The 25,222-nt window shown below is 40.6% G+C and carries 21 protein-coding genes and 1 riboswitch; of the genes, 17 read left to right on the plus strand and 4 right to left on the minus strand.

Going from position 1 to position 25,222, the window contains the following annotated elements:
• Positions 1–128: 128 nt before the first annotated feature.
• Positions 129–240, plus strand: a riboswitch (guanidine-I (ykkC/yxkD leader).
• 28 nt (positions 241–268) lie between these two features.
• Genes AC1M9C_RS01480 through uca form a run of 3 tightly spaced genes read left to right on the plus strand, consistent with a single transcriptional unit; the run spans position 269 to position 5,279 of the window.
• The gene (locus AC1M9C_RS01480) at positions 269–1,006 is read left to right on the plus strand and encodes an urea amidolyase associated protein UAAP1 (RefSeq protein ID WP_481953078.1); all 738 of its coding nucleotides are present in this window, start codon (positions 269–271) and stop codon (positions 1,004–1,006) included.
• A gap of 13 nt (positions 1,007–1,019) precedes the next feature.
• The gene (locus tag AC1M9C_RS01485; protein WP_481953079.1) at positions 1,020–1,670 is read left to right on the plus strand and encodes an urea amidolyase associated protein UAAP2; all 651 of its coding nucleotides are present in this window, start codon (positions 1,020–1,022) and stop codon (positions 1,668–1,670) included.
• A gap of 3 nt (positions 1,671–1,673) precedes the next feature.
• Positions 1,674–5,279 carry an urea carboxylase gene (gene uca, locus AC1M9C_RS01490; protein WP_481953080.1) on the plus strand — a complete coding sequence of 1,202 codons (3,606 nt, stop codon included), beginning with the start codon at positions 1,674–1,676 and terminating at the stop codon, positions 5,277–5,279.
• 25 nt (positions 5,280–5,304) lie between these two features.
• Here the strand turns inward: uca and AC1M9C_RS01495 are convergent, their stop codons facing one another.
• Together AC1M9C_RS01495 and AC1M9C_RS01500 are read right to left on the minus strand one after the other, a co-directional pair.
• Positions 5,305–7,167: an AAA family ATPase gene (locus tag AC1M9C_RS01495; RefSeq protein WP_481953081.1), complete on the minus strand. Its 1,863-nt coding sequence runs from the start codon at positions 7,165–7,167 to the stop codon at positions 5,305–5,307.
• 352 nt (positions 7,168–7,519) lie between these two features.
• A complete protein-coding gene (locus tag AC1M9C_RS01500; RefSeq protein WP_481953082.1) occupies positions 7,520–7,897 on the minus strand; it encodes a winged helix-turn-helix transcriptional regulator in 378 nt (125 codons plus the stop codon).
• 128 nt (positions 7,898–8,025) lie between these two features.
• Here AC1M9C_RS01500 and AC1M9C_RS01505 point away from each other — a divergent pair, with 128 nt between their 5' ends.
• From AC1M9C_RS01505 to AC1M9C_RS01550, 10 genes are all read left to right on the plus strand, one after another.
• Complete coding sequence (locus AC1M9C_RS01505) at positions 8,026–8,883, plus strand: SDR family oxidoreductase (RefSeq protein WP_481953083.1); 858 nt, start codon at positions 8,026–8,028, stop codon at positions 8,881–8,883.
• A gap of 41 nt (positions 8,884–8,924) precedes the next feature.
• On the plus strand, positions 8,925–9,557 hold the full coding sequence (locus AC1M9C_RS01510) for an NAD(P)H-dependent oxidoreductase (protein WP_035263843.1): 633 nt from the start codon (positions 8,925–8,927) through the stop codon (positions 9,555–9,557).
• Positions 9,558–9,811: 254 nt separating this feature from the next.
• Positions 9,812–9,937: a hypothetical protein gene (locus tag AC1M9C_RS01515; protein WP_257219874.1), complete on the plus strand. Its 126-nt coding sequence runs from the start codon at positions 9,812–9,814 to the stop codon at positions 9,935–9,937.
• Positions 9,930–10,373: a CopG family ribbon-helix-helix protein gene (locus AC1M9C_RS01520; RefSeq protein ID WP_035263841.1), complete on the plus strand. Its 444-nt coding sequence runs from the start codon at positions 9,930–9,932 to the stop codon at positions 10,371–10,373. The genes AC1M9C_RS01515 and AC1M9C_RS01520 overlap by 8 nt, the downstream gene beginning before the upstream one ends.
• Positions 10,374–10,384: 11 nt before the next feature.
• Positions 10,385–12,193 carry an allophanate hydrolase gene (atzF, locus tag AC1M9C_RS01525; RefSeq protein ID WP_481953084.1) on the plus strand — a complete coding sequence of 603 codons (1,809 nt, stop codon included), beginning with the start codon at positions 10,385–10,387 and terminating at the stop codon, positions 12,191–12,193.
• Positions 12,190–13,206, plus strand: coding sequence for an ABC transporter substrate-binding protein (locus tag AC1M9C_RS01530; RefSeq protein WP_481953085.1), 1,017 nt, complete (start codon positions 12,190–12,192; stop codon positions 13,204–13,206). Before atzF ends, AC1M9C_RS01530 begins: the two co-directional genes overlap by 4 nt.
• A gap of 271 nt (positions 13,207–13,477) precedes the next feature.
• Positions 13,478–13,726 carry a TIGR03643 family protein gene (locus tag AC1M9C_RS01535; protein WP_035263835.1) on the plus strand — a complete coding sequence of 83 codons (249 nt, stop codon included), beginning with the start codon at positions 13,478–13,480 and terminating at the stop codon, positions 13,724–13,726.
• A gap of 20 nt (positions 13,727–13,746) precedes the next feature.
• On the plus strand, positions 13,747–14,916 hold the full coding sequence (locus tag AC1M9C_RS01540; protein WP_481953086.1) for an efflux RND transporter periplasmic adaptor subunit: 1,170 nt from the start codon (positions 13,747–13,749) through the stop codon (positions 14,914–14,916).
• A 71-nt stretch (positions 14,917–14,987) separates the two neighbouring features.
• On the plus strand, positions 14,988–16,130 hold the full coding sequence (locus tag AC1M9C_RS01545) for an ABC transporter permease (RefSeq protein WP_481587132.1): 1,143 nt from the start codon (positions 14,988–14,990) through the stop codon (positions 16,128–16,130).
• Positions 16,123–16,827, plus strand: a complete 705-nt coding sequence (locus AC1M9C_RS01550) for an ABC transporter ATP-binding protein (RefSeq protein ID WP_481953087.1) — start codon at positions 16,123–16,125, stop codon at positions 16,825–16,827. The genes AC1M9C_RS01545 and AC1M9C_RS01550 overlap by 8 nt, the downstream gene beginning before the upstream one ends.
• Before the next feature lie 91 nt (positions 16,828–16,918).
• On the opposite strand, the gene AC1M9C_RS01555 is transcribed toward AC1M9C_RS01550, so the two are convergent.
• Positions 16,919–17,812 carry an ABC transporter ATP-binding protein gene (locus AC1M9C_RS01555; RefSeq protein WP_481953088.1) on the minus strand — a complete coding sequence of 298 codons (894 nt, stop codon included), beginning with the start codon at positions 17,810–17,812 and terminating at the stop codon, positions 16,919–16,921.
• Positions 17,812–18,756: an ABC transporter permease gene (locus AC1M9C_RS01560; protein WP_035263861.1), complete on the minus strand. Its 945-nt coding sequence runs from the start codon at positions 18,754–18,756 to the stop codon at positions 17,812–17,814. The genes AC1M9C_RS01555 and AC1M9C_RS01560 overlap by 1 nt, the downstream gene beginning before the upstream one ends.
• Positions 18,757–18,996: 240 nt before the next feature.
• Between AC1M9C_RS01560 and AC1M9C_RS01565 the strand changes: the two genes are divergently transcribed.
• From AC1M9C_RS01565 to AC1M9C_RS01580, 4 genes are read left to right on the plus strand one after another with little or no spacing between them, the layout of a single operon-like run.
• A complete protein-coding gene (locus AC1M9C_RS01565) occupies positions 18,997–19,434 on the plus strand; it encodes a cation efflux protein, CzcI-like (RefSeq protein ID WP_481608445.1) in 438 nt (145 codons plus the stop codon).
• 46 nt (positions 19,435–19,480) lie between these two features.
• Positions 19,481–20,800, plus strand: a complete 1,320-nt coding sequence (locus tag AC1M9C_RS01570; RefSeq protein ID WP_035263828.1) for a TolC family protein — start codon at positions 19,481–19,483, stop codon at positions 20,798–20,800.
• A 1-nt stretch (position 20,801) separates the two neighbouring features.
• Positions 20,802–22,019 (plus strand): efflux RND transporter periplasmic adaptor subunit, encoded by a 1,218-nt coding sequence (locus AC1M9C_RS01575; RefSeq protein ID WP_481953089.1) that lies wholly within the window; start codon positions 20,802–20,804, stop codon positions 22,017–22,019.
• Complete coding sequence (locus AC1M9C_RS01580; RefSeq protein WP_481953090.1) at positions 22,009–25,152, plus strand: efflux RND transporter permease subunit; 3,144 nt, start codon at positions 22,009–22,011, stop codon at positions 25,150–25,152. The genes AC1M9C_RS01575 and AC1M9C_RS01580 overlap by 11 nt, the downstream gene beginning before the upstream one ends.
• The last annotated feature ends 70 nt before the right edge of the window (positions 25,153–25,222 follow it).

Raw genomic sequence — 25,222 nt, forward strand, 5'->3', positions numbered from 1 at the left:
AGGTTTACTTGAATTAAGTTGCGTTCAATACAATCAGCTCTAAGAGTAATGTTGTATATCAAGCGATAGTAATACTAAAACACAAAAAAGTATTACTTTGGCACAGCCTTTGCATCTATCTATTCAATCATAAAGTGATCTAGGGTTCCGATACATGAACAATCATGTATGTCTGCGACCGAGAGTTCACGGCTTAAGTTGCAAGCTCAAGCTACACGGAGGGATAAAAGCCCGGGAGGTAAACCGTAGAAGATTGGGATGGATGCATATGAGCACAATAACTTATCACGAAGATCAAGTCCTGTGGACGGAACGTTTACCGGGTGGACATCACTGGTCAGCACGTATTCAGCGTGGCGCAGTATTACAACTTAAATCCTTAGGCAAAAATGCCAATGTGGCATTGTACTGCGTCAATAGCGAAGACAAACTCGAACGCTATAACATGCCAGACAGCTTAAAAGGGCAACATACGGCATTTTTAAGCACAGGACATATCCTTGCATCTGATCTTGGTCGCGCGATGGTTTCCATTGTCAAAGATGACCACGGTTGGAATGATGCGTTTTGTGCACCAAGTACCGCACAACAAATCGAACAACAATTTGGCACGCAAACCTTTCAAGATGCGCGTAATGACATGTACCGTAACGGCAAAGATTCGTTATTGCTTGAAATGACCAAGTTTGGTTTATCGGCAACAGACCTGAGCAGTACCTTAAATCTGTTTTCTAAAGTTCAACCGGATGACCATGGCAATCTCAGCTATGTAGCATCTGACAATACGAATCAAGTGATTGAACTGCGCTTTGAAATGGATTGCTTGGTGTTCTTATCATCCGCACCGCATGCTTTAGATAACAGCACGGAATATGCGCCTGCCGATGTTCAGCTTTCATTGTTTAAAGCACTTCCTTTACTTGATACCGATGTATGTCGTGATTCATGCCCGCAAAATCAGCGTGCATTCCAAAACAACAATCGTTACTACGCATTAAGCGCTTAATTGGGGAATGATCATGACTGCACTTGTAAATTTAGAAAAATCAGTTTTAAGCGAAGTCTGTCCTGCCGGTGAAGCATGGATGTGCGAAGTCAAAAAAGGGCAATATTTCCGTATTGTTGATCTTGAAGGAAATCAAGCGGTCGATACGCTTTTTATCTCGGCGTCTAACCCTGAAGAGCGTTATAGTGCAACCGATACTTTAGCCATCAACCAACAAATTTACTTAGAAAAAGGCACGACCTTATATACCAACTTCGGTAATAAAATTGCCACCATTAATGATGATAACTGTGGTCGTCACGACACTTTAGGTGGTGCATGTTCATGTGAGAGCAATACTGTCCGTTACGCACACGATAAGTTCCCGATGCACAGTTGCCGTAACAATTTCATGATTGCTTTATCACAACATGAAATTGCCAAAAAGCATGGTTTAAACGTGCGCCATATTGGGCCAAACATTAACTTCTTTATGAATGTACCTGTGACTGCGGAAGGTCATCTTAAATTTGATGATGGCATCTCGGCACCGGGGAAATATGTGGAGGTGAAAGCGGAGATGGATTTAATCGTATTGATCTCGAACTGCCCACAACTGAATAACCCATGCAATGCCTATAACCCAACCAAAATTCAATTGATCGTACGTGAAGGCGAGGAATAAGCCATGTTTAATAAAGTATTAATCGCCAACCGTGGGGCAATTGCTTGCCGTGTGATCCGTACCCTTAAAAAATTAGGTATTCAATCTGTTGCGGTGTATTCAGAAGCAGATCGTGACTCACTGCATGTGACTTTAGCGGATGAAGCAGTGTTTATTGGTGATTCACCTGCAAGCCAAAGCTATTTAAATGTCGATAAAATTTTAGAAGTCGCTAAACAAACAGGCGCACAAGCGATTCATCCCGGTTATGGTTTTTTATCTGAAAATGCAGAATTTTGTGACCTATGTGAAGCGCAAGGCATTGTGTTTTTAGGGCCAAACTCAAGCCAAATGAAATCGTTTGGTTTAAAACATACCGCGCGTGAACTTGCGATTCAGGCCAATGTACCTTTACTACCGGGTAGTCAATTGCTTGCCGATGAAGCTGAAGCACTAAAAGAAGCATCACGCATTGGTTATCCTGTGATGCTGAAAAGTACCGCAGGCGGTGGTGGTATCGGCATGCGTTTGGTGTGGAACGAAGAAGAGCTTAAAGATGCCTATGCAACCGTATCTTATCTTGCACAAGCCAACTTTAAAGATGCTGGTTTGTACTTAGAAAAATTCGTGCAAAATGCCCGTCACATCGAAGTGCAAATTTTTGGTGATGGTAAGGGTCTCGTTTTAGCTTTAGGTGAGCGTGATTGTTCGGTGCAACGTCGTAACCAAAAAGTGATTGAGGAGACACCTGCACCACATTTGAATGATGTGCAACGTGAATATATTCAAACTGTTGCGATTCAACTCATGCAATCGGTGAATTACCGTTCGGCAGGTACAGTCGAATTTGTCATGGATACCGACACGCAAGAATTCTATTTCTTAGAAGTAAATACCCGTTTACAAGTTGAACACGGCGTGACGGAGCAAGTGTTTGGTGTCGATTTGGTAGAATGGATGGTGACATTAGGCAGTGGTGATTGGGTTGCACCGACATCAGCTTTGGAGTCTAAAGGTCATTCGATTCAAGTACGTTTATATGCCGAAGATCCGATTAAAAATTTCCAACCAAGTGCAGGGCTGTTAACGCATGTGGCGTTTGATGACAATGCTCGTAATGAAACTTGGGTAGAAACTGGCTCAAATGTCTCATCTTTCTATGATCCAATGATTGCTAAAATCATTGTGACAGCAGATAACCGTGAATCAGCAATTCAAGCCATGACAGATACGCTTGCTAAAACTCAAGTGGCAGGGATCGAAACCAATCTTGAATATCTACAAAACATTGTGGATGGTGAAGTCTTTAAAGCAGGCACACAAACCACACGTTTTTTAAATACATTTGAGTGGAAAACGCAAAAGATTGAAGTGCTTCAAGCTGGTATTCAAACTGCTGTGCAAGATGTTACAGGTCGTTTGGGTTATTGGGATGTCGGTGTTCCGCCATCAGGTGCGATTGATCCATTGTCTTTAAATGTAGCAAACCAACTGCTTGGCAATCCATTTAATACCGCAGGTTTAGAATGTACGCTACAAGGACCAACTTTAAAATTCCATTGTGACAGCCAAATCGTGCTTGCCGGTGGTGATATGCCATCGACACTAGATGGCGTTCAAGTTCCGATGTGGCAAACCGTGAATGTGCGTAAAGGTCAGATTCTCAAATGTGGTAAAATCGGCACAGGTTGCCGTACCTATATTGGTATTAAAGGCGGTTTGAATGTACCTGAATACTTGGGCTCACAAGCGACCTTTACCTTAGGTCAGTTTGGCGGTCATACAGGGCGTAACTTACTGATTGGCGATATGTTGCCGATTACTGCATTCACAAGTGATGAAGTGAAAAGCCTTGCACCTGAGCAAATCCCATCATTTAGTCATGAATGGGAAATTGCGGTGATGTATGGCCCGCATGGTGCGCCTGATTTCTTCACCAAAAATGACATTGATACCTTCTTTGCCAATACCTTTGAGATTCACTTTAACTCAAGCCGGACCGGTATCCGTTTAATTGGTCCAAAACCTGAATGGGCGCGTATCGACGGTGGTGAAGCAGGTCTGCATCCATCCAACATTCATGACAATGCCTATGCCATTGGTGCGATTGATTTCACCGGTGATATGCCAATTATTCTTGGTCCAGATGGTCCAAGTCTCGGTGGTTTTGTCTGTCCTGCGGTGGTGATTCATTCTGAGCTGTGGAAATTGGGACAGCTCAAAGCCGGTGATAAAGTCAAATTTGTGCCTGTGAGCTATCACCAAGCCAAACTTTTGAATGAAAAATATCATGCACAACTAGAAGCATCAGATACAGAAGCGGTGGCATTTGATGAGTCGTTCTATCCTGAGCTATCTACACTGAAAAACGCTGTGCTTGATACCTTAAAAGGTGAAAATGGTGCACCTGATGTGGTGTATCGTCCTGCTGGCAATAATTACATGTTGGTGGAATATGGCGAGTTGGTACTGGATCTGAACTTACGTTTCCGTATTCATGCGCTGATGCAATGGGTTCAAAAGCAAAATATTGCCGGCATTATCGACCTGACACCGGGTATTCGTTCGTTACAAATTCACTTTGATTCGATCAAGCTCGATCAATTGGATTTACTGCGATTGTTGCAAGTGGCAGAAGCTGAATTGCCAGATGTCACAGAGATGCAGGTACCATCCCGTACTGTGTATTTACCACTCGCTTGGGAAGATTCACAGACCCAACTTGCGACCGAACGCTATATGCAAACCGTGCGTCCAGATGCACCATGGTGTCCAGACAATATCGAATTTATCCGTCGTATTAATGGCTTAAAAGATAAACAAGCTGTGAAAGATGTGGTGTATGACGCAAGTTATTTGGTCATGGGCTTGGGCGATGTGTATTTGGGTGCACCTGTCGCAACACCACTTGATCCGCGTCAGCGTTTGGTGACGACCAAATATAACCCAGCACGGACGTGGACCCCTGAAAATGCTGTAGGGATTGGCGGTGCCTATATGTGTGTCTATGGCATGGAAGGTCCGGGGGGCTATCAGTTTGTCGGTCGTACCACGCAAATGTGGTCACGCTACCGTAAAAACGCCGACTTTGAGCAAGGCAAGCCGTGGTTACTGCGTTTCTTTGACCAAATTAAATTCTATGAAGTGTCTGAAGAAGAACTTATGCAGATGCGTGAGGACTTTAAAGCTGGTCGCTTAAAACTGCGTATTGAAGAAGGCGTATTAAACTTAAAAGAGTACAACGATTTCTTAACGGAAAACCAAGCCTCCATTTCAGCATTTAAGGCTGTGCAACAAGCCAACTTTGATGCTGAACGTCGTCGCTGGCATGAAGCAGGACTTGCAGAATATGTCTCTGAAAGCCTGGATGCAGTCGATGATGGTGAAGGGGTTGAAGTACCTGAAGGGGGCTGTGCGGTGGAATCGCATATGCCGGGTTCAATTTGGAAAATTGAATGTCAGTCAGGCGATATTGTGGAAGAAGGCGCTACGCTTGCCGTGATTGAAGCGATGAAAATTGAGATTCCAATTATTGCGCCTGAGCGTATGAAGGTTGAAGCGATTAGCATTGAAAAAGGGCAAACGGTGAAAACGGGGCAGGTGTTGTTTACGTTGGCGCCTGTGGCTTGATAAGTGCGATATAAAAAAAGACCGCTTAGGCGGTCTTTTTTTCTGGTTCAATTAAACCAAACTTTTCCTCAATTCTATTAATGAATTGAAGGAATTCATTATTTCCCTGTGCATCTGTACAGCTTTCTATAATTTCATCGCATGTTGTTAAATGCCATAGTTTTTCAATCATATTAGTTTGTTTAACAGTCTTAAATGGTAACAATAATGGTTGTAATATTATCTTTTGATCAGAAAAGTCATCAGGTAAGTGATTGACTTCATTGTTAGTTAATCTAAGTATCAGGTTTGGATGCAAGTAGTTTTCACATTCTCTTTTACGTGTTAAATGAAAAATTATATTAGGGTATTTTGCTTTTATAGCTAAATTTTGTTGATGTTTTTGACAGTTTTGACCATCATCATCTGAATCAAAAAAGACAGCCCAAGGTTTTTGAAGTGATTCAATTAACTTATAATTAACCCAATGTTTTAAATTATCACTACCACCACTTATTAAAAGTTGTACATCTAATTCAGCGATATAATCTTTTTGAATTAATCGACTTTCTGCATATTTTGCAAATATGTGTTTTAAAAACACTACATCAGATACACCCTCAACAAAGATATATCCTCGACATTGAGGATTAGAAATATTACCAAAAGGATGGATACCTAAATCTTCACTGATTGATTTTAAAATATCATTGCGATCAGCATGAGCAATTACATGTTGATTTTCCTCATCTTTAGTTATGTATCTTAAACTGGTTAGAGGCATCAAGCCTGCTAAGGCTGGGGTATGAGTAGTTACTAATATTTGAGTTTTGGGCAATATGGATAAATCTAGAAGAGCTTTTATTAGCATCTCCTGATAATCTGGATGTTGTGAGGTTTCAGGTTCTTCAATAGCATAAATAATTGAGCGACCATCTGCCTCTCGAAATTTTTTCTCTGCTTCGGCTCTAAAAAAGTTTAGGAGAATTAATCTTCTTACTCCGCTTCCTCTTTTATTGACAGGAATACCTTGTTCAGAGGCTAAAGCCATTGAAAAAATAGACTCCCATTTAGGTTCTTTTGAAAAATCTGGAATCAAATCTCTCGCTAATGCTGAATCCATTTCTGATAGTTTTTCCAAAGTTCTTCCCGCAACATCTTCAACTTTTGTTTTGATATGCTCCTGAATAGCTTGTAATTGTGGTTGAATTTCAGATAATGCATGTCGAATTGCCAGTTTCATTGGATCTTGGACTTCACTATCTTGGTCACTACTATTGCGGTCTGATTTGAATAAAGCATAAATAGGTAAGAAGTTTTTTAGGGCATCCCAAACATTTTTTGCATCTTCTTTATTTAATGGAATTTCTTTAAGCTGAAAGGTAAGATGTTCTGATTGGAATAAATATTGTCTTAAGGAGGTATTAGATCTTTGGTCTTGAACTTGGGATATATCTAGATTTTTTACCTTAAGCAATGCTTTTAACTCTGCATTTTTCAAAATTATCAAATTATCTAAGCCACTATTATTTGGATAGTTGGCAATCAGACATAAGTCAGTTGATACTTTCTGGCTTATACGAAAAGTTTTTTTTATTTCTAAGTATCCATCTAAATTTAGTAAATGTTCATCTTGTAAAGTTGTGACAGATGTAGCATCAAGTATTATAGAGGTTGGATTATCATCAAAAATACATGTTATTGAAACATTATCATCTTCGGTAGAATTGACACATTTATCACTCTTATCCAAAGAAGAGTTCTCAAAGAAAATATCTAGTGCTTCTAAAATAGTCGATTTACCCGCATCATTTTTCCCAATGATTCCTGTTAATTTAGAATCAATATTTATCAGATTTACACCTTGATAACCCCTAAAATTTTCTAATTTAATTGCTATTAATTTCATAATAATAAAATACTTTTGTTAGGATTTTTAGATTAAAAAAAATCAAATTTAAGATAACATTTTGTTTTATATATTAAAAGATAAATTTTATTTTACCAGTTAATGATCTAATAAAAGGTCTCTAAAAAGTTCGATGAACTTAATCCACAAATTGCAGAACAGCTTATTCGTAAGCTCGAGACAATTTTAGACAGTCCCAAAATCCCAAGAAAAATTCAGTGAATCAGTCGATTTGTATAAAGTAAAACTATGATCAGCAGATAATTGTTTGGTTTATCAAGTTATTGATGCAAAAATTGTGGTACTGGTCTTAGACTTAGACCGCCTTGATTCGATCAATAAAAAAATATAATTACTTCAAACTCTCTTTATGCTCTTGTCCCCAAACCGCCATTTGCACCATCAACTTTTCTAATCCACGACCTGATGACGTCAGATCATACATTGAGGTCGTTTTACCCGTGGTTTCATCAAGAGACTCAATTTTTTCAACAACATTGTTCAATTCAAGTTCTTTGAGCTCTTTAGAAATCATTCTGGGTGTAATGCCTTGCAGCAGACGTTCAATCTCATTAAAACGGCGTGGCTGTTTAATCATGGTTGCAACAATCGCAAGTTTCCATTTGCCATTAATGACGTTCATGGCATTTTTAAGTGCCACAATAAACATCAAATTACATTGGTCATCCTCGCTTAATGTTTCAGCATTCTCTTTCATAAAATCAGCCATCTATCCTCCCATCTCGTCATAAAATTTAATCAAATGAAATCCTAAATTCACTATACAACAGTATAGTGATCTCATTTTTTAACTCGCCTATAAATTATATCATTGCAAAAATAATCCAAGGTTATTGAATGATTTTAGTTACTGGTGCTACTGGCCATTTAGGGCGAAGTGTAGTGCAACAATTAAAGCAACAGCTACAAAACAATGAATTTGCTGTATTGGCGAGAAACTTAGAAAAAGCCAAACCTTATGTCAGTGAACATATTGAAGTCCGTGAAGGAGATTTCAATCAACCTGAAAGTTTGATCAAAGCCTTTCATGGTATCGACAAGTTACTTCTCATTTCAACGATGGAAATGAATCGCTTTGAACAACATAAGAATGTCATCGATGCTGCGCGTGAAGCAGGTGTTCAACATGTGTATTACACAGGTTTGTCCATTCAAAATATCGAAAATTCAGCGGTGAAAGATTTGATGATCAGTCATTTTCAAACTGAAGATTACCTCAAAGCAAGCGGACTGAAATATACACTCCTACGCAACACCATGTATGCAGAAGCGATTCCACAAATTATCGGTGAAGGAGTCATCGATACAGGCATCCAGCTCTCTGGAGGAGCGGGAAAAGTGCCTTATGTGCTAAGAGCAGAGTTAGGAGAAGCAATAGCAAATGCCTTAATTCAAAATGATCATGAGAATAAGGTCTATGAGTTAGTCGGCAGCCAAACTTATAGCTATCAAGATATTGCTGATGAGCTAAGTCAACTCAAAACAATACCAGTGGAATATCACGATCTCACTGAAGAAGCCTATCAACAGTTGTTAAAAAGAATCGGTTTGCCCGAATTTCTGATCTATCTCACACATGGCACAGTCGTAGATATTAAACATCGACAGTATGAAGTTCAAAGCCAAGATTTAGAACAACTTTTAGGTCGTCCAAGCCAATCACTCAAATCAATGTTGGCGAGTTTATACGCTTAAAGAATTAAAAATATTCACATTTAAATATTATAGGTAAATACATGAAATTATTAGAAGCTTTACAGTGGCGTTATGCAACCAAACAAATGACTGGTGAAAAACTACCGCAAGAATTAGTCGATCAAATTCTTGAAGCTGCGCGTTTAGCACCGACCTCAGCGGGCTTACAACCGTTCCATATTATCTCGATCAGCAACCAAGAACTTAAAGAGAAAATTTCACCAGTTGCATTGAATCAACCGCAAATTACCCAGTCATCGCATCTTTTGGTATTTACGGCTTGGGATACGATTCCAGACGAGCGTATCGATGAACGCTATAACGCAATGAATCGTGAGCGTCATTTACCTTTAGATACGACCATGGATGTGGTGCAAAACTTAAAGAACCTGTTCTCGACGTTTACTGAAGAGCAGCAATACCACCATACTGCAAAACAAGCACATATTGGCTTTGGTATGGCAATTGCGGCAGCAGCTGAGTTAGGTGTAGATGCAACGCCAATGGAAGGTTTTGATAAAGACGGTTTGGATGAATTATTAGGTTTAAAAGAAAAAGGCTTGAAGTCGGTGGTGCTATTGGCACTAGGTCGCCGTAATCCAGAAAAAGATTGGTTAATTGGATTGAAGAAATTCCGTATTCCGCGTGAGGAGTTCGTCACTGATATCCAGTAAAGTATTTCATTAGAACAAGAAGACAAAATAATAACTATTCGAGTTGACCGTCTATCTCCAGAAAGGCGGTCTTTTTGCATTTCTGAACATTGAACAAATCAAGTGCACAAATTTGATTCATGCACATTTTTGAATCTTTCCGACGACTTTTTTCCTAGCTCTCTTTTATATATCTCAAGAAAAGTTTTGGCACGTTTTCTGCATTTACCAAGTATTACCAATTCTTTTTTTTGTAATACCTAGAGGTGCTGCAGATGACGACAAATCAATCCAAACAATCGAAGCATCCCATCCTTCAATTCTTTATTGAACTGATGAGCGTCCGTGCGGGTTTACACCTACAACAATCTCAAAAACCTAAGGAGCTCAAACGTGCCTAAACAGAAGCTGGCGCGGATCAGCATCACTTTACCTGAAAATACATTGCAGGCTATGGATCAAAAAATTGTAGATCAACATTATGAAAGCCGATCTCAAGCCATTGTTGACATGATTAACCACCATTTGATCAATGACCTCGTCAGCCGAAATGAGGTCATGGTCGGTACTTTAACCTTACTGTATGACGTCAGTTTAAAGCCATTAAGAACACAACTTATTGATTTACAGCAACAGTTTTTGACTCAGGTGATTAGTTCACTACATATCCAATTAGATGATGACAAAGTCATGCAGGTGATGTTGATGCAAGGGGTCAGCAGTGACCTAAAAGCCATCAGTGAGCAATTTAAAGCATTAAAAGGGGTAATTAAGGGGCATTTAGAGCTGATGGATGCAGTCATGCCACCTATTCCTCAAAATTCGGAACACGTATAAGGAGCACCGCCGTGCAGACATTATGGACTATACAAGATTGGCAACAGGCTTATACAAATCAAACTATTCAGTTGAATGACTTAAAGCGTTATGTTGCTGAACTCTGCAATGATGATCACGCTTGGATTTCAATAGCCAGTGCAGAGCAAATACAGGCGCAGATTGATGCATTGGTCCATCAGGATATCGCTGATCTTCCGTTATATGGCGTGCCATTTGCTGTCAAAGACAATATTGATGTTGCTGGATTTTATACCACTGCGGCGTGCCCAGATGCGGCTTATTTAGCAACGCAAGATGCAACCGTAGTGGCTAAGCTTAAATCTGCTGGTGCAATCGTGGTGGGCAAGACCAATCTAGATCAATTTGCCACGGGATTGGTTGGCGTACGTTCACCCTATGGGGCAGTAAAAAACAGTTTCAATCCGGATTATATCAGCGGTGGATCAAGCTCTGGCTCAGCGGTTGCAGTAGCAAATGGGTATGTACCATTCGCCCTCGGTACTGATACAGCGGGTTCTGGCAGAGTTCCCGCGGGTTTCAATAATATTGTCGGACTCAAACCAACCAAAGGCTGGTTTTCAGCCACAGGTTTAATCCCTGCATGTCGAAGTATTGATGTGATCTCAATTTTTGCAACTCAAGTAGAGGATGCTTGGACGGTAGCGCAATTGATGCAAGGTTATGATGCGACCGATGCTTATTCAAGACAGCATCCGAGAACAGTTCCGACACAATTTTCGAAGGGCAAGATTGCAATCCCAGATCACTTAGAATTTTATGGTGATACTCAAAGTGAGCAAGCATTTCAAACAGCCATTACTCGAATGAAATCGCTCGGATTTCAAGTTGAAGAGATTGATTTCACAGTATTTAATCAATTGGCTGCCGCATTGTATAACCGCTCATGGGTTGCGGAGCGTACGCATGCCGTCGAACACAAAGTTCGACGTGAGCAATGTCATCCGGTAATTAAGCAAATTATTGATCAAGCTGATCAATTCAATGCTGTAGACGTGATGCAAGATGAGTATCAGCGTGCAGAATGGGCTAGACAGATTAATCTTCAATTAGAAAATTATGATGCGTTGATGGTGCCAACAGCTCCTTCGATTTATCGCATTGCAGATGTTGAAGCAGATCCGATCCAAAAGAATTCGCATATGGGGGCTTATACCAATTTTGTTAATTTTGCTGATTTATCAGCATTGGCACTTCCGAATGTCATCCGTGATGATGGTTTGCCAAGTGGTATCACCTTAATTGCTGGCGCTTGGATGGATCAAGCTTTGGCACACTTCGGTCAGCAATGGCAAGCGACTTCAGGATTAAATTTAGCAACGTCAAAGCAAGGCTATCAAATTCATAAATCAATAGGATCTGAGCACACCGTTAAATTGGCAGTGGTGGGAGCACATCTTACAGGCATGCCGCTGAATTTTCAGTTAACGAGCAGACAAGCCACCTTGGTAAAAAAAACGCGTACTGCGCCGTATTACAAACTATTTGCTTTAAAAAATACTCAACCACCTAAGCCGGGGCTACAACGAGATACATCAGGTCATTCTATTGAAGTGGAAGTGTGGGATGTACCAAGAGCATTGTTCGGTGACATTGTTGCTGAAGTCCCAGCACCACTTGGTATTGGCAATGTACAACTCATTGATGGAACATGGGTGAAAGGCTTTATATGTGAAAAACATGCTTTAGCAGATGCACTTGATATCAGTCACTTTGGTGGATGGCGTGATTATATTCAAGCCTCAAATTTTACCAATACTAAATTTAAGTGCACGAGCATTGGTGAGGTGGTGCAATGAAAACGATGGTCTGGGGAGTCATTGGAACTGCACTGTTATTCGTGGGTTGTGATAAAACCGCAAAAATTCCAGAACCAAGTCAACATACTCAAGCCGAAAAATCAATGCAACCGATTCGTATTGGTTACAGTGATTGGCCGGGATGGGTGGCATGGCAAGTTGCTATTGAGAAAGGATGGTTTAAAGAAGCTGGATTAAACGTAGAGTTTAAATGGTTTGATTATTCAGCCTCTATGAATGCTTTTGCAGCAAACCAATTGGATGCGGTTTCTGTTTCTCATGGGGATAATTTGGTCATCGCATCAGGTGGAACGCGGGGCATTATGATTTTAGCAACTGATTATTCATCAGGGAATGATGTCATTCTTGCAAAAGAGGGCATTCATAGTGTGGCAGATCTTAAGGGTAAAACTATTGCAGTCGAAAAAGGGCTGGTCGATCATAATTTATTGAATACCGCACTTTCAGATCAAAATATATCAGCCAATGAAATTAAACTGATTAATGCAGCAACCAACGAATTACCCCAAGTGTTTAGCAGCCCAGATGTGGATGCCATCGCTGTATGGCAACCTGTAGCAAATCAAGCTTTAAAAAGCGTAGCTGGGTCCAAAATCATCTATAGTTCTCAAGATAAACCAGGATTGATCTATGATACGTTGACGGTAAATATGACGCATTTATCTAGGCATCAAGCAGAGTGGAAAAAAGTGCTGCAAGTATGGGATCGAACCGTCAAATTTATTCAAGACCCTGAGACGAGAAACGATGCTTTGATGATTATGTCTAAGCGTGTTGGTGTTGAACCTGAGCAATATGAACAATTTATTCAAGGCACACATTTGTTGGATCTTGAGGCAAATCAAAAGGTATTTAAACGCTCCTCAACTTTAGATTCTATTTATGGATCAACTTATCATGTCAATAAGTTTAATCTTGAAAATGGAGTTTATACGGTAAAACTAGATATTGATGGGCTGATTTATCCAAAATTGGTTGAATCATTTAAATAAAAAAAAGCCCAGTGCAGAGGGGCTTGCACTGGGCACAAAGTTGGACTGAATGATTGGTCGGTAGAGCAACAGAGTTGCCTACCTTGTATGTATTAAGAATAGATAGAAATGGAAAAACTAGGAAACGGATTAAAATTATAAAATCAATCGTTTTATGCGATGAATGCGTTAGCGTGTATGAAGTGTCTATAAATCAACAAAAAATCACATATTTTTCACGAATGAACGCTTAACATCAACGTTTGATGCGAATGAAAAAGGATCATATGCGTTGTATACAACAGCTGATATTTCCAGAATTATTGAAATGGCGTGGGAAGATCGGACACCCTTTGAAGCCATTCTGCTGGAATACGGATTAAACGAAAGTGCAGTTATTCGATTGATGCGACAACAATTAAAAAAAAGTAGTTTTGAAATGTGGCGTAAACGTGTTGCGGGACGAAATACCAAGCATCTTCACAAACGCTCACCAGATATTTTAAGAGCTTATTGTACTCGACAATATAAACCGAAGTAGGCCTATTGGGAGATAAAGCTTTGCGTATTTTAAAACAACGAAAATGGTGGATTCTCATTCTGCTCATTTTGATTGGTGGGATATATTTCATTTTCCGTTGGTGGCAAGGTCCCGTAGTCGAAACTTACCTAATCGAAGAAAAACCACTGATTCAAACAGTGGTCGCTTCAGGTCGTGCTGAAAATGTAGCACGTAGTGAAATTGGGAGTGAAATTTCGGGTGTGGTGATTGAGCGACGCGTGCAAGAAGGTCAACGAATAGCAGCAGGAGATGTACTGTTAATTATTCAATCTGATGATTTAAAAGCACAAGTCCGTGAAGCAGAAGTTGCGCTAGAGGAATTGCAGAAAATTCGCTATCCACAAGCGCAGGTTGAATTGAAAACGGCAGAATTCCAATTGCAACAAGCCAGTCGCGAAGCAAGACGTCGTCAGCAAACGGAACCGGGAGTGCTTTCTGTTGAAGAAAAAGAACAAGCTTTAGAAGCTGAACGCTTAGCCAGAAATCAATTATCTGCGGCAAAACTGAAGGCGCAAAGCCTTGCTCCAGGTCAAGTGGAAGAAAAAACCTTAAGCGAAAGATTAAATGCGCTACGTGCCCAATTGGCAAAAAGTGAAATTCGGGCACAAGTATCGGGTACGATCTTGACGCGTGAAGTCGAAAAAGGGGATGCGATTCAACCTGGAAAAGTGCTCTTTACAGTCGCAGTTGATAGTCCAACGCAAATTAAAGTGGCGGTGGATGAACAAAATTTACCTTATCTGAAATTAGGTCAAAAAGCTGAAGTGATTGCAGATGCTTATCCAGAGCAAGCATTTCCAGCTGAAGTTAACTTTATTGCACCTAATATTGATCCTCAACGTGGTACGGTTGAAGTCAAATTGGCGGTGAATTCTGTACCCATTTTTTTGAAGCAAGATATGACAGTCTCAGCGAATGTCGAAACAGCACGTCGAAATAAAACCAAAGTAATAGCCAATGACGCGCTTATTGACCCTTCAACCACGCAAGCTGAAGTTATGGTGATAAGAGAGGGTAAGGTCCAACGTCAATCTGTAAAATTAGGGTTGCGTGGAACCACCATGACTGAAGTTTTATCAGGGTTGGATCATAATGATCAGGTCATAATAAAGCCTGATGAAGTAAAAGCGGATCAGCGTGTCAGAACTAAGCAGGTACAAGCACTTTGAAGATAAAGCGTTTATGGACCAATTGGCTCATCGCTGTTGGGTTTTTACGCGAGGGTCGCAGTCAAACACTGATGATTATTGGTGGTGTTGCTATTGGTGTTGCCGTTATTGTCTTTATTAGTGCATTAATTCAGGGGCTTCAGTCCAATTTGATTGAGCGTACGTTGGGTACTCAGGCACATATTAGTTTACATGCACCAGATGAGGTCAATCGCGTCGTTAAAGTGCCTGAGGGCGTAGCACACATCATCCATGAAGATCAAAGGGCTCAAAGACTTAAGTCGATCAATAACTGGCAAGAAGTTCTTGAAAATCTAGACAATATCAAGACGCTCAATGCCGTTTCCCCCATGATTTCAGGACCTGCACTGGTAAAACGGGGGGAAGCGATTCAGTCAGTTGCGATTATGGGGATTGATTTACCACGTTATCAACGTATTGTACCTTTGCAAGAGTATCTAAAAACTGGTCAGCTTCGTTTAAAAGCAGATGATGTACTCATCGGAAGTGAGTTGGCCAAAGACCTTGGTGTGCGCGTAGGCAGTAAAATTCGCGTTGATAACGGTCAAGATATTAACGCCGTCATGAATGTAACGGGTATTTTTGAACTCGGGGTCAAAGAACTAGACTCACGCTATATGTATATCGATCTAAAGCGGGCACAGTCTTTATTGGGTTTGCCGGGTGGGGTTACCATTATTGATCTTCGTATTTCTGATATTTTCTCCGCAGATCAGGTCGCAACGCAAATTCATCGTCTCACTGGATTAAAAGCTGAAAGTTGGATTGAAAGTAATGCGCAATTGATGAATGCGATTTCAGCGCAAAGTCTTTCAACCAATATGATTATTATATTTGTTGGAATATCTGTTGCATTTGCGATCGCCAGCGTACTCTCCATTACAGTGGTACAGCGTACACGTGAGATCGGAATCTTGCGTGCGACAGGTGCGAGCCGAGAACAGATTTTGATAATCTTTCTCATTCAAGGTGCGATTTTCGGCTTACTTGGTTCTATTGTCGGAATCCTGACCAGTTATGCATTGGTTTGGTCATTTAATGAATTTGGCCCAGGGTTATTCTACATTCCAATTTCACCTTATTTGATTGGATCCGCTTTATTACTTGCAACATTGAGCGGTTTAATTGCAGCGGCGATTCCTGCCCGTCGTGCAGCGCGTTTAGATCCTGTGGAGGCAATCCGTCATGTCTAATCATGATGAAGTACTACGTTTAGAGGCTTTGAAAAAGTCTTATAACATTGGACAACCCAATGAAATTGAAGTGCTGCATGGGATTGATTTTGCGATACATCGTCAAGATTTTGCTGCGTTAATTGGACCTTCAGGTTCAGGTAAAAGTACGTTATTAAATATTTTAGGTTTACTCGATCAACCCACCAGTGGTGAAATTTATTTACTTGGTCAACCAACCAGTCAAATGGAAGATCAACAAAGAACGGAATTGCGTGGGAAGAGCATAGGATTTGTGTTTCAGTTTCATCATTTGATTCAAGCGTTCACCGTTATTGAGAATGTTTTGATGCCTCTAATGTTGGTGCATGGTAAACCCAATCAGCAAGCTTTAGATCGGGCACATGATTTGTTAAAAGCGGTAGGATTGAGTCAATTTGCACAACGAAAAGCCAGTCAACTTTCTGGTGGGCAGCAACAACGTGTCGCAATCGCCAGAGCTTTAATCACTCAGCCTGCTTTACTCCTCGCTGATGAACCTACAGGTAATCTAGACAGTCAAACAGCGAGCGAAGTCTTTGAGCTGTTTCGTGAAGTAAATGAGCAACAAAATTGTGCGGTATTGTTAGTGACCCATGATCCACGATTATCCGCTACATGTGATCGAACCATTCAATTGGTAGATGGGCGAATTGAGCGTGATGAAATGAAGTCGTGATTAATCCAAGTCTGCATTTAAAATGGTGTGGTCAAAAGGATTGATGTTGCATGCTTTATCCTGACCGTTTGTGTGATCAGGATATAGCGCCTTATTTAGAATGACTGACCTTGGTCATTCTTGGAATTTTAGGTAAGTCGGCGAGTGCTGGATCAAGTTCATCTTCTTCAGCATGTACCAAAGCATCTACACGTTGTCTTAAATATTTAAATTTTTCAGTGAGCATCAATTCATGCTGACGTGGTCTTGGTAGATCAACCTCAATGATTTCCTTAATTTCGCCAGGATTGGCCTTCAATGCCACAATCCGATCGGCCAGTAAAATCGCCTCGTCCATATCGTGTGTCACAAAAATAATCGTGATATCGATATTGGCCCAAAGATCGATCAGATGCTTTTGCATTTTTTGACGCGTATGAGGATCTAAAGCCCCAAAGGGTTCATCCATCAAAAGAATTTTCGGCTGATTCACGAGCGCGCGAGCGATGGCAACGCGTTGTTTCATCCCTCCAGAAAGTTCATGAGGGTATTGCTGCTCAAATTTTTCAAGTCCGATAATGTTGATCCATTCACGGGCTTGCGCCTCAGCTGTAGCATTGCTGGCACCTCGCATGAGTGGACCAAACATGACAGTTTCTTTTACCGTTTTCCATGGAAACAGTGTGTAGCCTTGGAAAACCATGCCACGCTCTGGACTCGGTCCTGTGATGGTTTCACCGTCTACCAGTAATTCACCACTGGTATATGGATCAAGACCTGCCACAATACGGCTAAAGGTAGACTTACCGCATCCTGAAGGACCAATAACACAGATAAATTCACGTTTATGAATTTTTAAATCTAAAGCATTTAAAATGGTGCGCTCAGTTTTTCCGTGGCTAAACTTTTGGGTGAGATTTTTCGCTTCTAAAATGACGGGACGAGCGTAAATTTTGTCAAAGTAAGCGCGGGCATCAAAATCTGAGGGTTGAATTAGTGAAGACATTAGCGAGCTCCCGTTTTCCATTTAAATAAGTGCTGTCCAAGTTTCATTAAAATCACGTCGCAAATCAGACCAATCAAACCGATAATCAAAATTGCGGCAAAAACATTGTCAAAGTTTTGATAGCGAGCTTGTTGAGTGATGAACCACGTGATACCGGATGTACTTCCTATGAGTTCTGCAACGATTAAATAGGTCCAAGCCCAACCTAAAAGTACACGAAGGTTTCGATAAATTTCTGGGAGTGCAGCAGGGATGACCACATATAATAAACTTTTGATTTTATTGGTTCCTAAGGTGAATCCAGCTTCAACAAGACTGCGGTCGACCAGACGGGTGGTATTGGCAATAATAAGAATTTGTTGGAATAAGGTCCCAATCACAATAATGGCAATTTTAGGTGCGTCATTAATGCCCAAAATCGCAACAGCAAGAGCGCCAAAGGCTGGTGCAGGCAGATAGCGAAAGAACTCTACAAAAGGTTCAGTTAATTGAGAAATTTTATGAGAAAAACCGCAAAGAATACCCAAAGGAATACCGATCAAAGAAGAAATAAAAAATGCGGTAAACACCAATTTAATGCTGTGCCATAAACTTTCATGAAACCATGGTGCATTTGCTTGAGCGGGTGACGTTGTAAATGTGGTCACTAAGGCTGTAGCGACTTCATCTGGTGCGGGTAGATAAATGGGATTGACCAAAATTCCCCGAGGTGGTGGCAGTCCTTGATCGACTGCCGATTGCGCTTCAGCATAATAAACTTCTCTACTGACACGGCTATCGACTTGTAAAAATGATGTGCTACCAGAATCTGTGATTTGAACTTGGGGATGCCAAATAAAAGGCAAATAACTTACTGCACACCAGATTAAAATTGGAATTAAAAACGATCCAAAACCAAGCAAAAATTTATGCTTTTGACTCAATTCTCGTGCAACATAGCTCATTGTTGCCACCTCAGTAATACAAAAAATAAAATTCGTATGATTAGGTAGCAAAATCGATACCATTTTCGAAGCGTGCTTTAAAAGCGCTAAATTTTTAAGTTTTCATTCATTTTTCTTATGTACATTATTTCAATATCAAGGTTTCGATCATCAAAATATGATGGAGAATTACAACTCTTCACTTGATTGTGATCACTATCACGTTTTAAATGCAGATAGAAAAGATGAGAGCCTGCTTAAATGAGATCGGCTAAATTTGTGACATTCTTAGCATGTATGTTCATGTTCCAAAGCCTTTGGAATGTGGCGGCGGCTTTTTGTGTTCATGAAAGCGACTCAACATCGACACAAAGTTTTCACTTTGGTCATCATCAACCTGTACTTTGCCAAGCCGATCTTTCAAATCAAAGTCCGAAGTCCCAAATTGAAAAAGGCTTCGTGCTTGGTGATGATCAAAGCGTGACGCTAGAAGAAAAAGCGCAAATCGATGTTTTGGATCATCAAGATCATCTGCCGTCGATGTCTCAGTTTATTCTTGCTGTAAACGAGAATTTGCCTTCATCACAACACATCGAAAAGATTTACCAAAATCACTTTCTTTGGATTAATGCCTATCAATCGCCTCATTTAGGTAAAATCCCTCCGCCTCCTGAATTAACCCCGCTATTGGTGGGGTAGCCTAAAAATTTCCCACCACTTATTTTTAAATTAGTGGGAAATTCACATGTCTTTTAAATTAAAACATTCCATTCGATTATGGCTGGTTTTAGGTTCGCTTAGTTTGGGTGCAAATGCTCAAGCAATGACAGTCAATTCGCTTGAACAAGCACTCGTTCAAGTGTCTCGATATCAACAATCAGAACAGATTTGGCAGCAACGACAACAAATGTCAGAACTTGCAGTCAAGCAAAGTGGACTTTGGCAAAACCCGACCATCACTCTGTCTCGAGATGGCTTTGGCTCGAATCAAGATCAAGAGTTAAGTCTAGGTATTAGTCAGCCGATCGACATTTTTGGTCAAAGACGGATTCAAAAAAATATAGCGCGTTTGGCGGGTCAACAAAATGAATTGCAAGAAAAGTTGTGGGAAGCACAAAGCCAATTAATCGTGAAGTATGCTTGGTCACAGTTTTTAATTTCGCAATCTGAAGCACAAATTCAAAAGTCTCAACTGCAAGTCAGTCGTGAAACTTTAGACAGCGCTAAAAAACGATATCAGGCAGGAAGCATAGCCTTGGTTGAGTATGAACGAGCGCAGATTGAAGCGGCAGAAAATGAACGCAATTATCAGCAAGCCATTTTAAATAAAGAAATTGCAAAACGTAATCTTTCTAATCTCTGGGGAGAAACTGAAGCAGAGGTGAAGGTTGATTCAAATCGGATTTATTGGCCTGACCAAGTTGAACAGAATGTTCAAAATTATATTTCTGCAGGTTATTTAGAAAAGCTTTATGCACTCAATGTTGTACAGGCTAATCAACGAATTGAGCAACTTAAAGTAAAAGCAAAACCAAATCCAAATTTGAATGTAGGGATGACGCGAACAAAAGCGCCCAATGAGACAAACGATACTAGTTTATCTGTGGGTGTAGATATTCCGTTCAATATTTTTAATCGTCAGCAATACCAAATTCCGCTTGCCCAACGTCAGCAATCTCTACTTGAGCGTCAACAACAAAGAGAACTCAAACAACAAATTTTAGAGATTGCAAACTCATTTCATCAGGTGCGAGGCTTAAAACTACAGTATGACGCTGTACTGAGACAGAAAGGCTTGTCTGAAAAAGTACAGACGCGCTCTTTGCTCGGTTTTAAAAATGGAAAACTTTCAATCACTGAGGTGCAACAAGCAACGACACAATTACAAAATATTCGGCTCAGTCAAATTCAGCTCTTAAGAGAGGCATGGCAAACCGCACTTGCTGCTGAGGCATTAAGTATTGGTACCAGTTATGAACAAATTAGTCGTTCGGATGCCTATACCCAATTACTCAAAGAGGCTGTGTCACAGTCAGAAAATTTCATCAATATAGGGGCAGAATAAAATGAGATCTATACAACAAGGAAAAATAAACCAAGCATTCTTCATCGCCCTGATTATTGGGGTGACGGTAGTTATCGGGATTTGGATTGTTTTCAAAGATAATAACAAAACAGCAATTGTCGAGAGTGAAGAGCAAGCTGAAACGTCGAATGGCGCAGAAGCTGATCATGCAGAAGAAGGTGAGATTGAACTCACATCTAAACAGCTAGTCGAACATAGTATAAAAATAGAATCAGCTCAATTAGGTGCAATTCCGCGATACACAAACTTGCCTGCAAAATTGATGGTAAATACAGATCAACAAGCGCATATTTCCCCTAATTTTGCTGGTCATGTTGAACAAGTGAATGTAGCACTGGGACAAGAAGTAACTAAAGGTCAAGTACTTGCAGTATTAAGTGTCCCAGAGCTCATTGACCAACAAGCGAATTTGAGAATGGCGCAATCCAATTTAGATTTGGCACGCCAAGATTTGCAACGTGAACAACGGATGTGGTCGCAGGGGATCTCCGCAAAACAGGATTTGCAACGTGCTGAAAATGCATATCGTCAAGCACAAATCACAGTGCAAAGTGCCAATGCACGTTTACAAGCTTTGGGAGCTTCAGCAGGTTCGAATGGGCGTTTTACCATTCGTTCGCCTATCTCGGGCGTGATCAGCCAAAAAGACATCGTGGTAGGTGAAAATGTGCAACTTGCAGATCAGATTTTCATCATCGAACAATTAAAAGATTTATGGCTCGAATTTGTGTTACCTGCAGATGCGAGTAATCAAATTCGTGCACAACAAAATATTCAATTCAAATCTTTACAATCAGGTCAGACGTATACAGCAGTTGTGCAATCGTTAACGTCGCAAGCAGATGCGCAGACTGGTCGCTTGATTGTTCGCGCTAAAGTTCAAGGAAAGGCAAGTGAGTTAAGACCAAATTTGATGGTAAATGTTGAACTTCAAAGTCCCGATGCATCCAATGTATTACGCGTTGCAAAAAATGCAGTGCAACAAATCGAAGGTAAATCAGCAATATTTATTGTTACAGAACAAAAAAATGGAAAACTCCACTTTAAAGCACAACCCATTGAAGTAGGTGAAATGTCTTCAGATGGTCAATGGGCAGAAATTAAGTCTGGTCTTCAAGCGGGGCAAAAATATGTCAATCAAGGCAGCTTCTTACTGAAATCGGAGTTAGAAAAAGGAGAAGCTGACCATGGGCACTAATCATGACATGCCGAAGGCTGAAGGGCTATTTGAGCGAATTATTCAGTTTTCAATTCAACATGCGATTTGGATCATGCTGTTTGCCTGTGCTTGGATTGCTGTTGGAGTTTATAGTTATCAAAAATTGCCAATTGATGCAGTTCCAGACATTACCAATACACAGGTTCAAATTAATACCCAAGCCAATGGATTTACTGCGCTCGAAGTTGAGCAACGCATTACGTATCCAATTGAAAATGCCATGGCGGGGATACCAGATCTTGAATTAACCCGTTCGATCTCTAGGTATGGTTTATCTCAGGTCACCATTGTCTTCAAAGATAGCACTGATATTTACTGGGCACGTCAACAAATTAATCAGCGTGTGCAAGAGGTTCAATCCGAATTACCTGATGATATCGCACCTACCATGTCTCCAGTATCTACGGGGCTGGGTGAAATTTATCAATGGGTACTAAAAGCTGAGCCAAAGGCTAAAAAACCTGATGGTTCTTCATACACAGCAATGGATTTACGCGAAATTCAAGATTGGATTGTGCGTCCACAATTGCAACGGGTAAAAGGCGTTGCAGAGGTGAATACTATTGGAGGATTCAATAAAACATATGTTGTTTCGCCAGACTTGAATCGTATGCAACAACTACAAGTCAGTTTGACGCAACTTCAACAAGTTCTTACTGAGAACAATGAAAATCGTGGAGCAGGATTTATTGAAGATGGAGGTCAACAACTGACAGTACGAGTTCCTGGAACACTGAATACGATACAGGATATTGAAAATACAACGGTGGTTACCTTAAATGGAAATCCTGTCCGTGTTTCAGATATTGCTTCAGTGTCGATTGGACATGATCTTAGAACAGGTGGAGCTACCTATAATGGAGAAGAAACCGTACTCGGCATCGCCATGATGATGATGGGTGAAAACAGCCGTAGCGTTGCACAAGCGGTTGATCAAAAAATTCAGGAAATCCAAACCACACTGCCCCAAGGCGTAAAAATAGAAACTGTTTACGATCGTACCACCTTAGTCGAGAAAGCCATTAAGACAGTTCAAAAGAACTTAGTCGAAGGTGCAATTTTGGTGATTGTGATTTTATTCATTTTCTTGGGAAATATTCGAGCAGCTTTAATTACAGCATGCGTGATTCCACTTTCGATGTTATTTACATTATCAGGTATGGCACAGCAGAAAATTAGTGCCAACCTTATGAGTTTAGGTGCGCTAGATTTCGGAATTATTGTAGATGGCGCGGTGGTAATTGTCGAAAACTGTATTCGCCGATTAGCTCATGCCCAAGAACAGTTTAAACGACCTTTAACCCGTTCAGAGCGCTTCAAAGAAGTATTCCTTGCTGCTCGTCAAGCACGCCGTCCTTTAATTTTTGGTCAAACGATTATTTTAGTGGTGTACTTGCCCATTTTTGCGTTGAGTGGTGTTGAAGCAAAAATGTTTCACCCTATGGCACTCACCGTAGTATTAGCACTTATTGCTGCGATCATTTTATCCATCACTTTTGTTCCTGCAGCGGTAGCCTTATTTGTAACAGGTGAAGTGAAGGAGAAAGAAGGGCGTTGGATGGTATGGATGAAGGAAAAATATCTAAAAGCATTAGATATGACTTATTTATATCGAACGGTCATGTTAACGCTCGCAGTCAGTATTTTAGTTTTAACAGGGTTGTTGGCGACACGTTTAGGAAGTGAATTCGCACCGCAATTAAGCGAAGGTGATTTTGCAATTCAACAAATGCGTTCACCCAGTACCAGCTTAGAAGAATCGTTAAGAATGCAGGAAATGACTGAGAAACTTTTGCTTCAAAATTTTCCAGAAATTAAAAATGTTTTCGCACGAACTGGTACTGCTGAAGTGGCGACAGATGTGATGCCACCCAATATCTCAGATGGATTCATTATGTTGAAACCTCGTCAAGAGTGGCCGAATCCCAAAGAAAGCTTAGATGATTTAAGGTCACGTATTGAAGCTTTTTTGGAGACTTTGCCTGGCAACAATAGTGAATTTTCTCAACCCATTGAATTGCGTTTTAATGAGCTCATTTCTGGAGTCCGCAGTGACATAGGTATAAAAATTTTTGGCGATGATATGCAGGTGTTAAACGATGAAGCTGCCAAAATTGCCAGGATTGTGCAAAAAATCAGTGGCAGTACCGCAGTCAAAGTAGAACAGACTTCAGGTTTACCTTTGTTAAATATAGATGTAAATCGTTCTTTAGCAGCGCAATATGGTCTTTCGGTTCGTGAAATACAAAATTTAGTCGCTTCAAGTATCGGTGGTCAACAAGTCGGTGAAATTCTACAAGGCGACCGCCGTTTTAATTTTGTTATTCGACTTACTGATCAAGATCGGACAGTCATGGGGATTGCACAATTACCCATACAACTCCCCAATGGTGGGACAGTAAGACTGGCAGATGTGGCTACAGTGTCAAATATTGATGGTATGAATCAGGTGAGTCGTGAAAATGGCAAGCGTAAGATTATTGTGACGGCAAATGTTGAAGGGCGAGATCTGGGTTCATTTGTCCAAGAGTTGCAATCTAGCCTCACGACATATGCATTACCGAGCGGCTATTGGATTGAGTATGGTGGACAGTTTGAGAATTTGGCATCTGCCAAAGCTAGAATGACTATCGTGATTCCATTGGCTTTGATTACGATTTTTATCCTGCTGATGGCTGTATTCAAAAATATCAGAGAAAGTTTATTGGTGTTCACGGGCGTACCCTTTGCTCTCACGGGTGGAGTCTTATTTTTATGGTTACGTGATATTCCTATCTCAATGTCTGCCGGTATTGGTTTTATCGCTTTATCAGGTGTCGCTGTTCTGAATGGACTGGTTATGTTGACCTTTATTAAGGAGCTAAGAAGTGAATACAGTTTAAAAGATGCCATTTGGCAAGGTGCAGTGTTGCGATTACGTCCTGTGCTGATGACGGCTTTTGTGGCGTCTTTAGGATTTGTTCCAATGGCCCTCGCTACGGGTACGGGTGCTGAAGTACAGCGACCGCTTGCGACAGTGGTTATCGGTGGAATAATTTCGTCTACAATACTGACGCTACTACTTTTACCTGTATTGTATAGGTGGATGAATCAAGCAAAAGCAGAACAATAAATTAAACAATAGCATTATGTATATGAATCAGATCCTCACTTTATTTTAAGTGAGGTTTCTGATGAGGAGT

The organism is Acinetobacter sp. 24-47-39 (assembly GCF_056783825.1).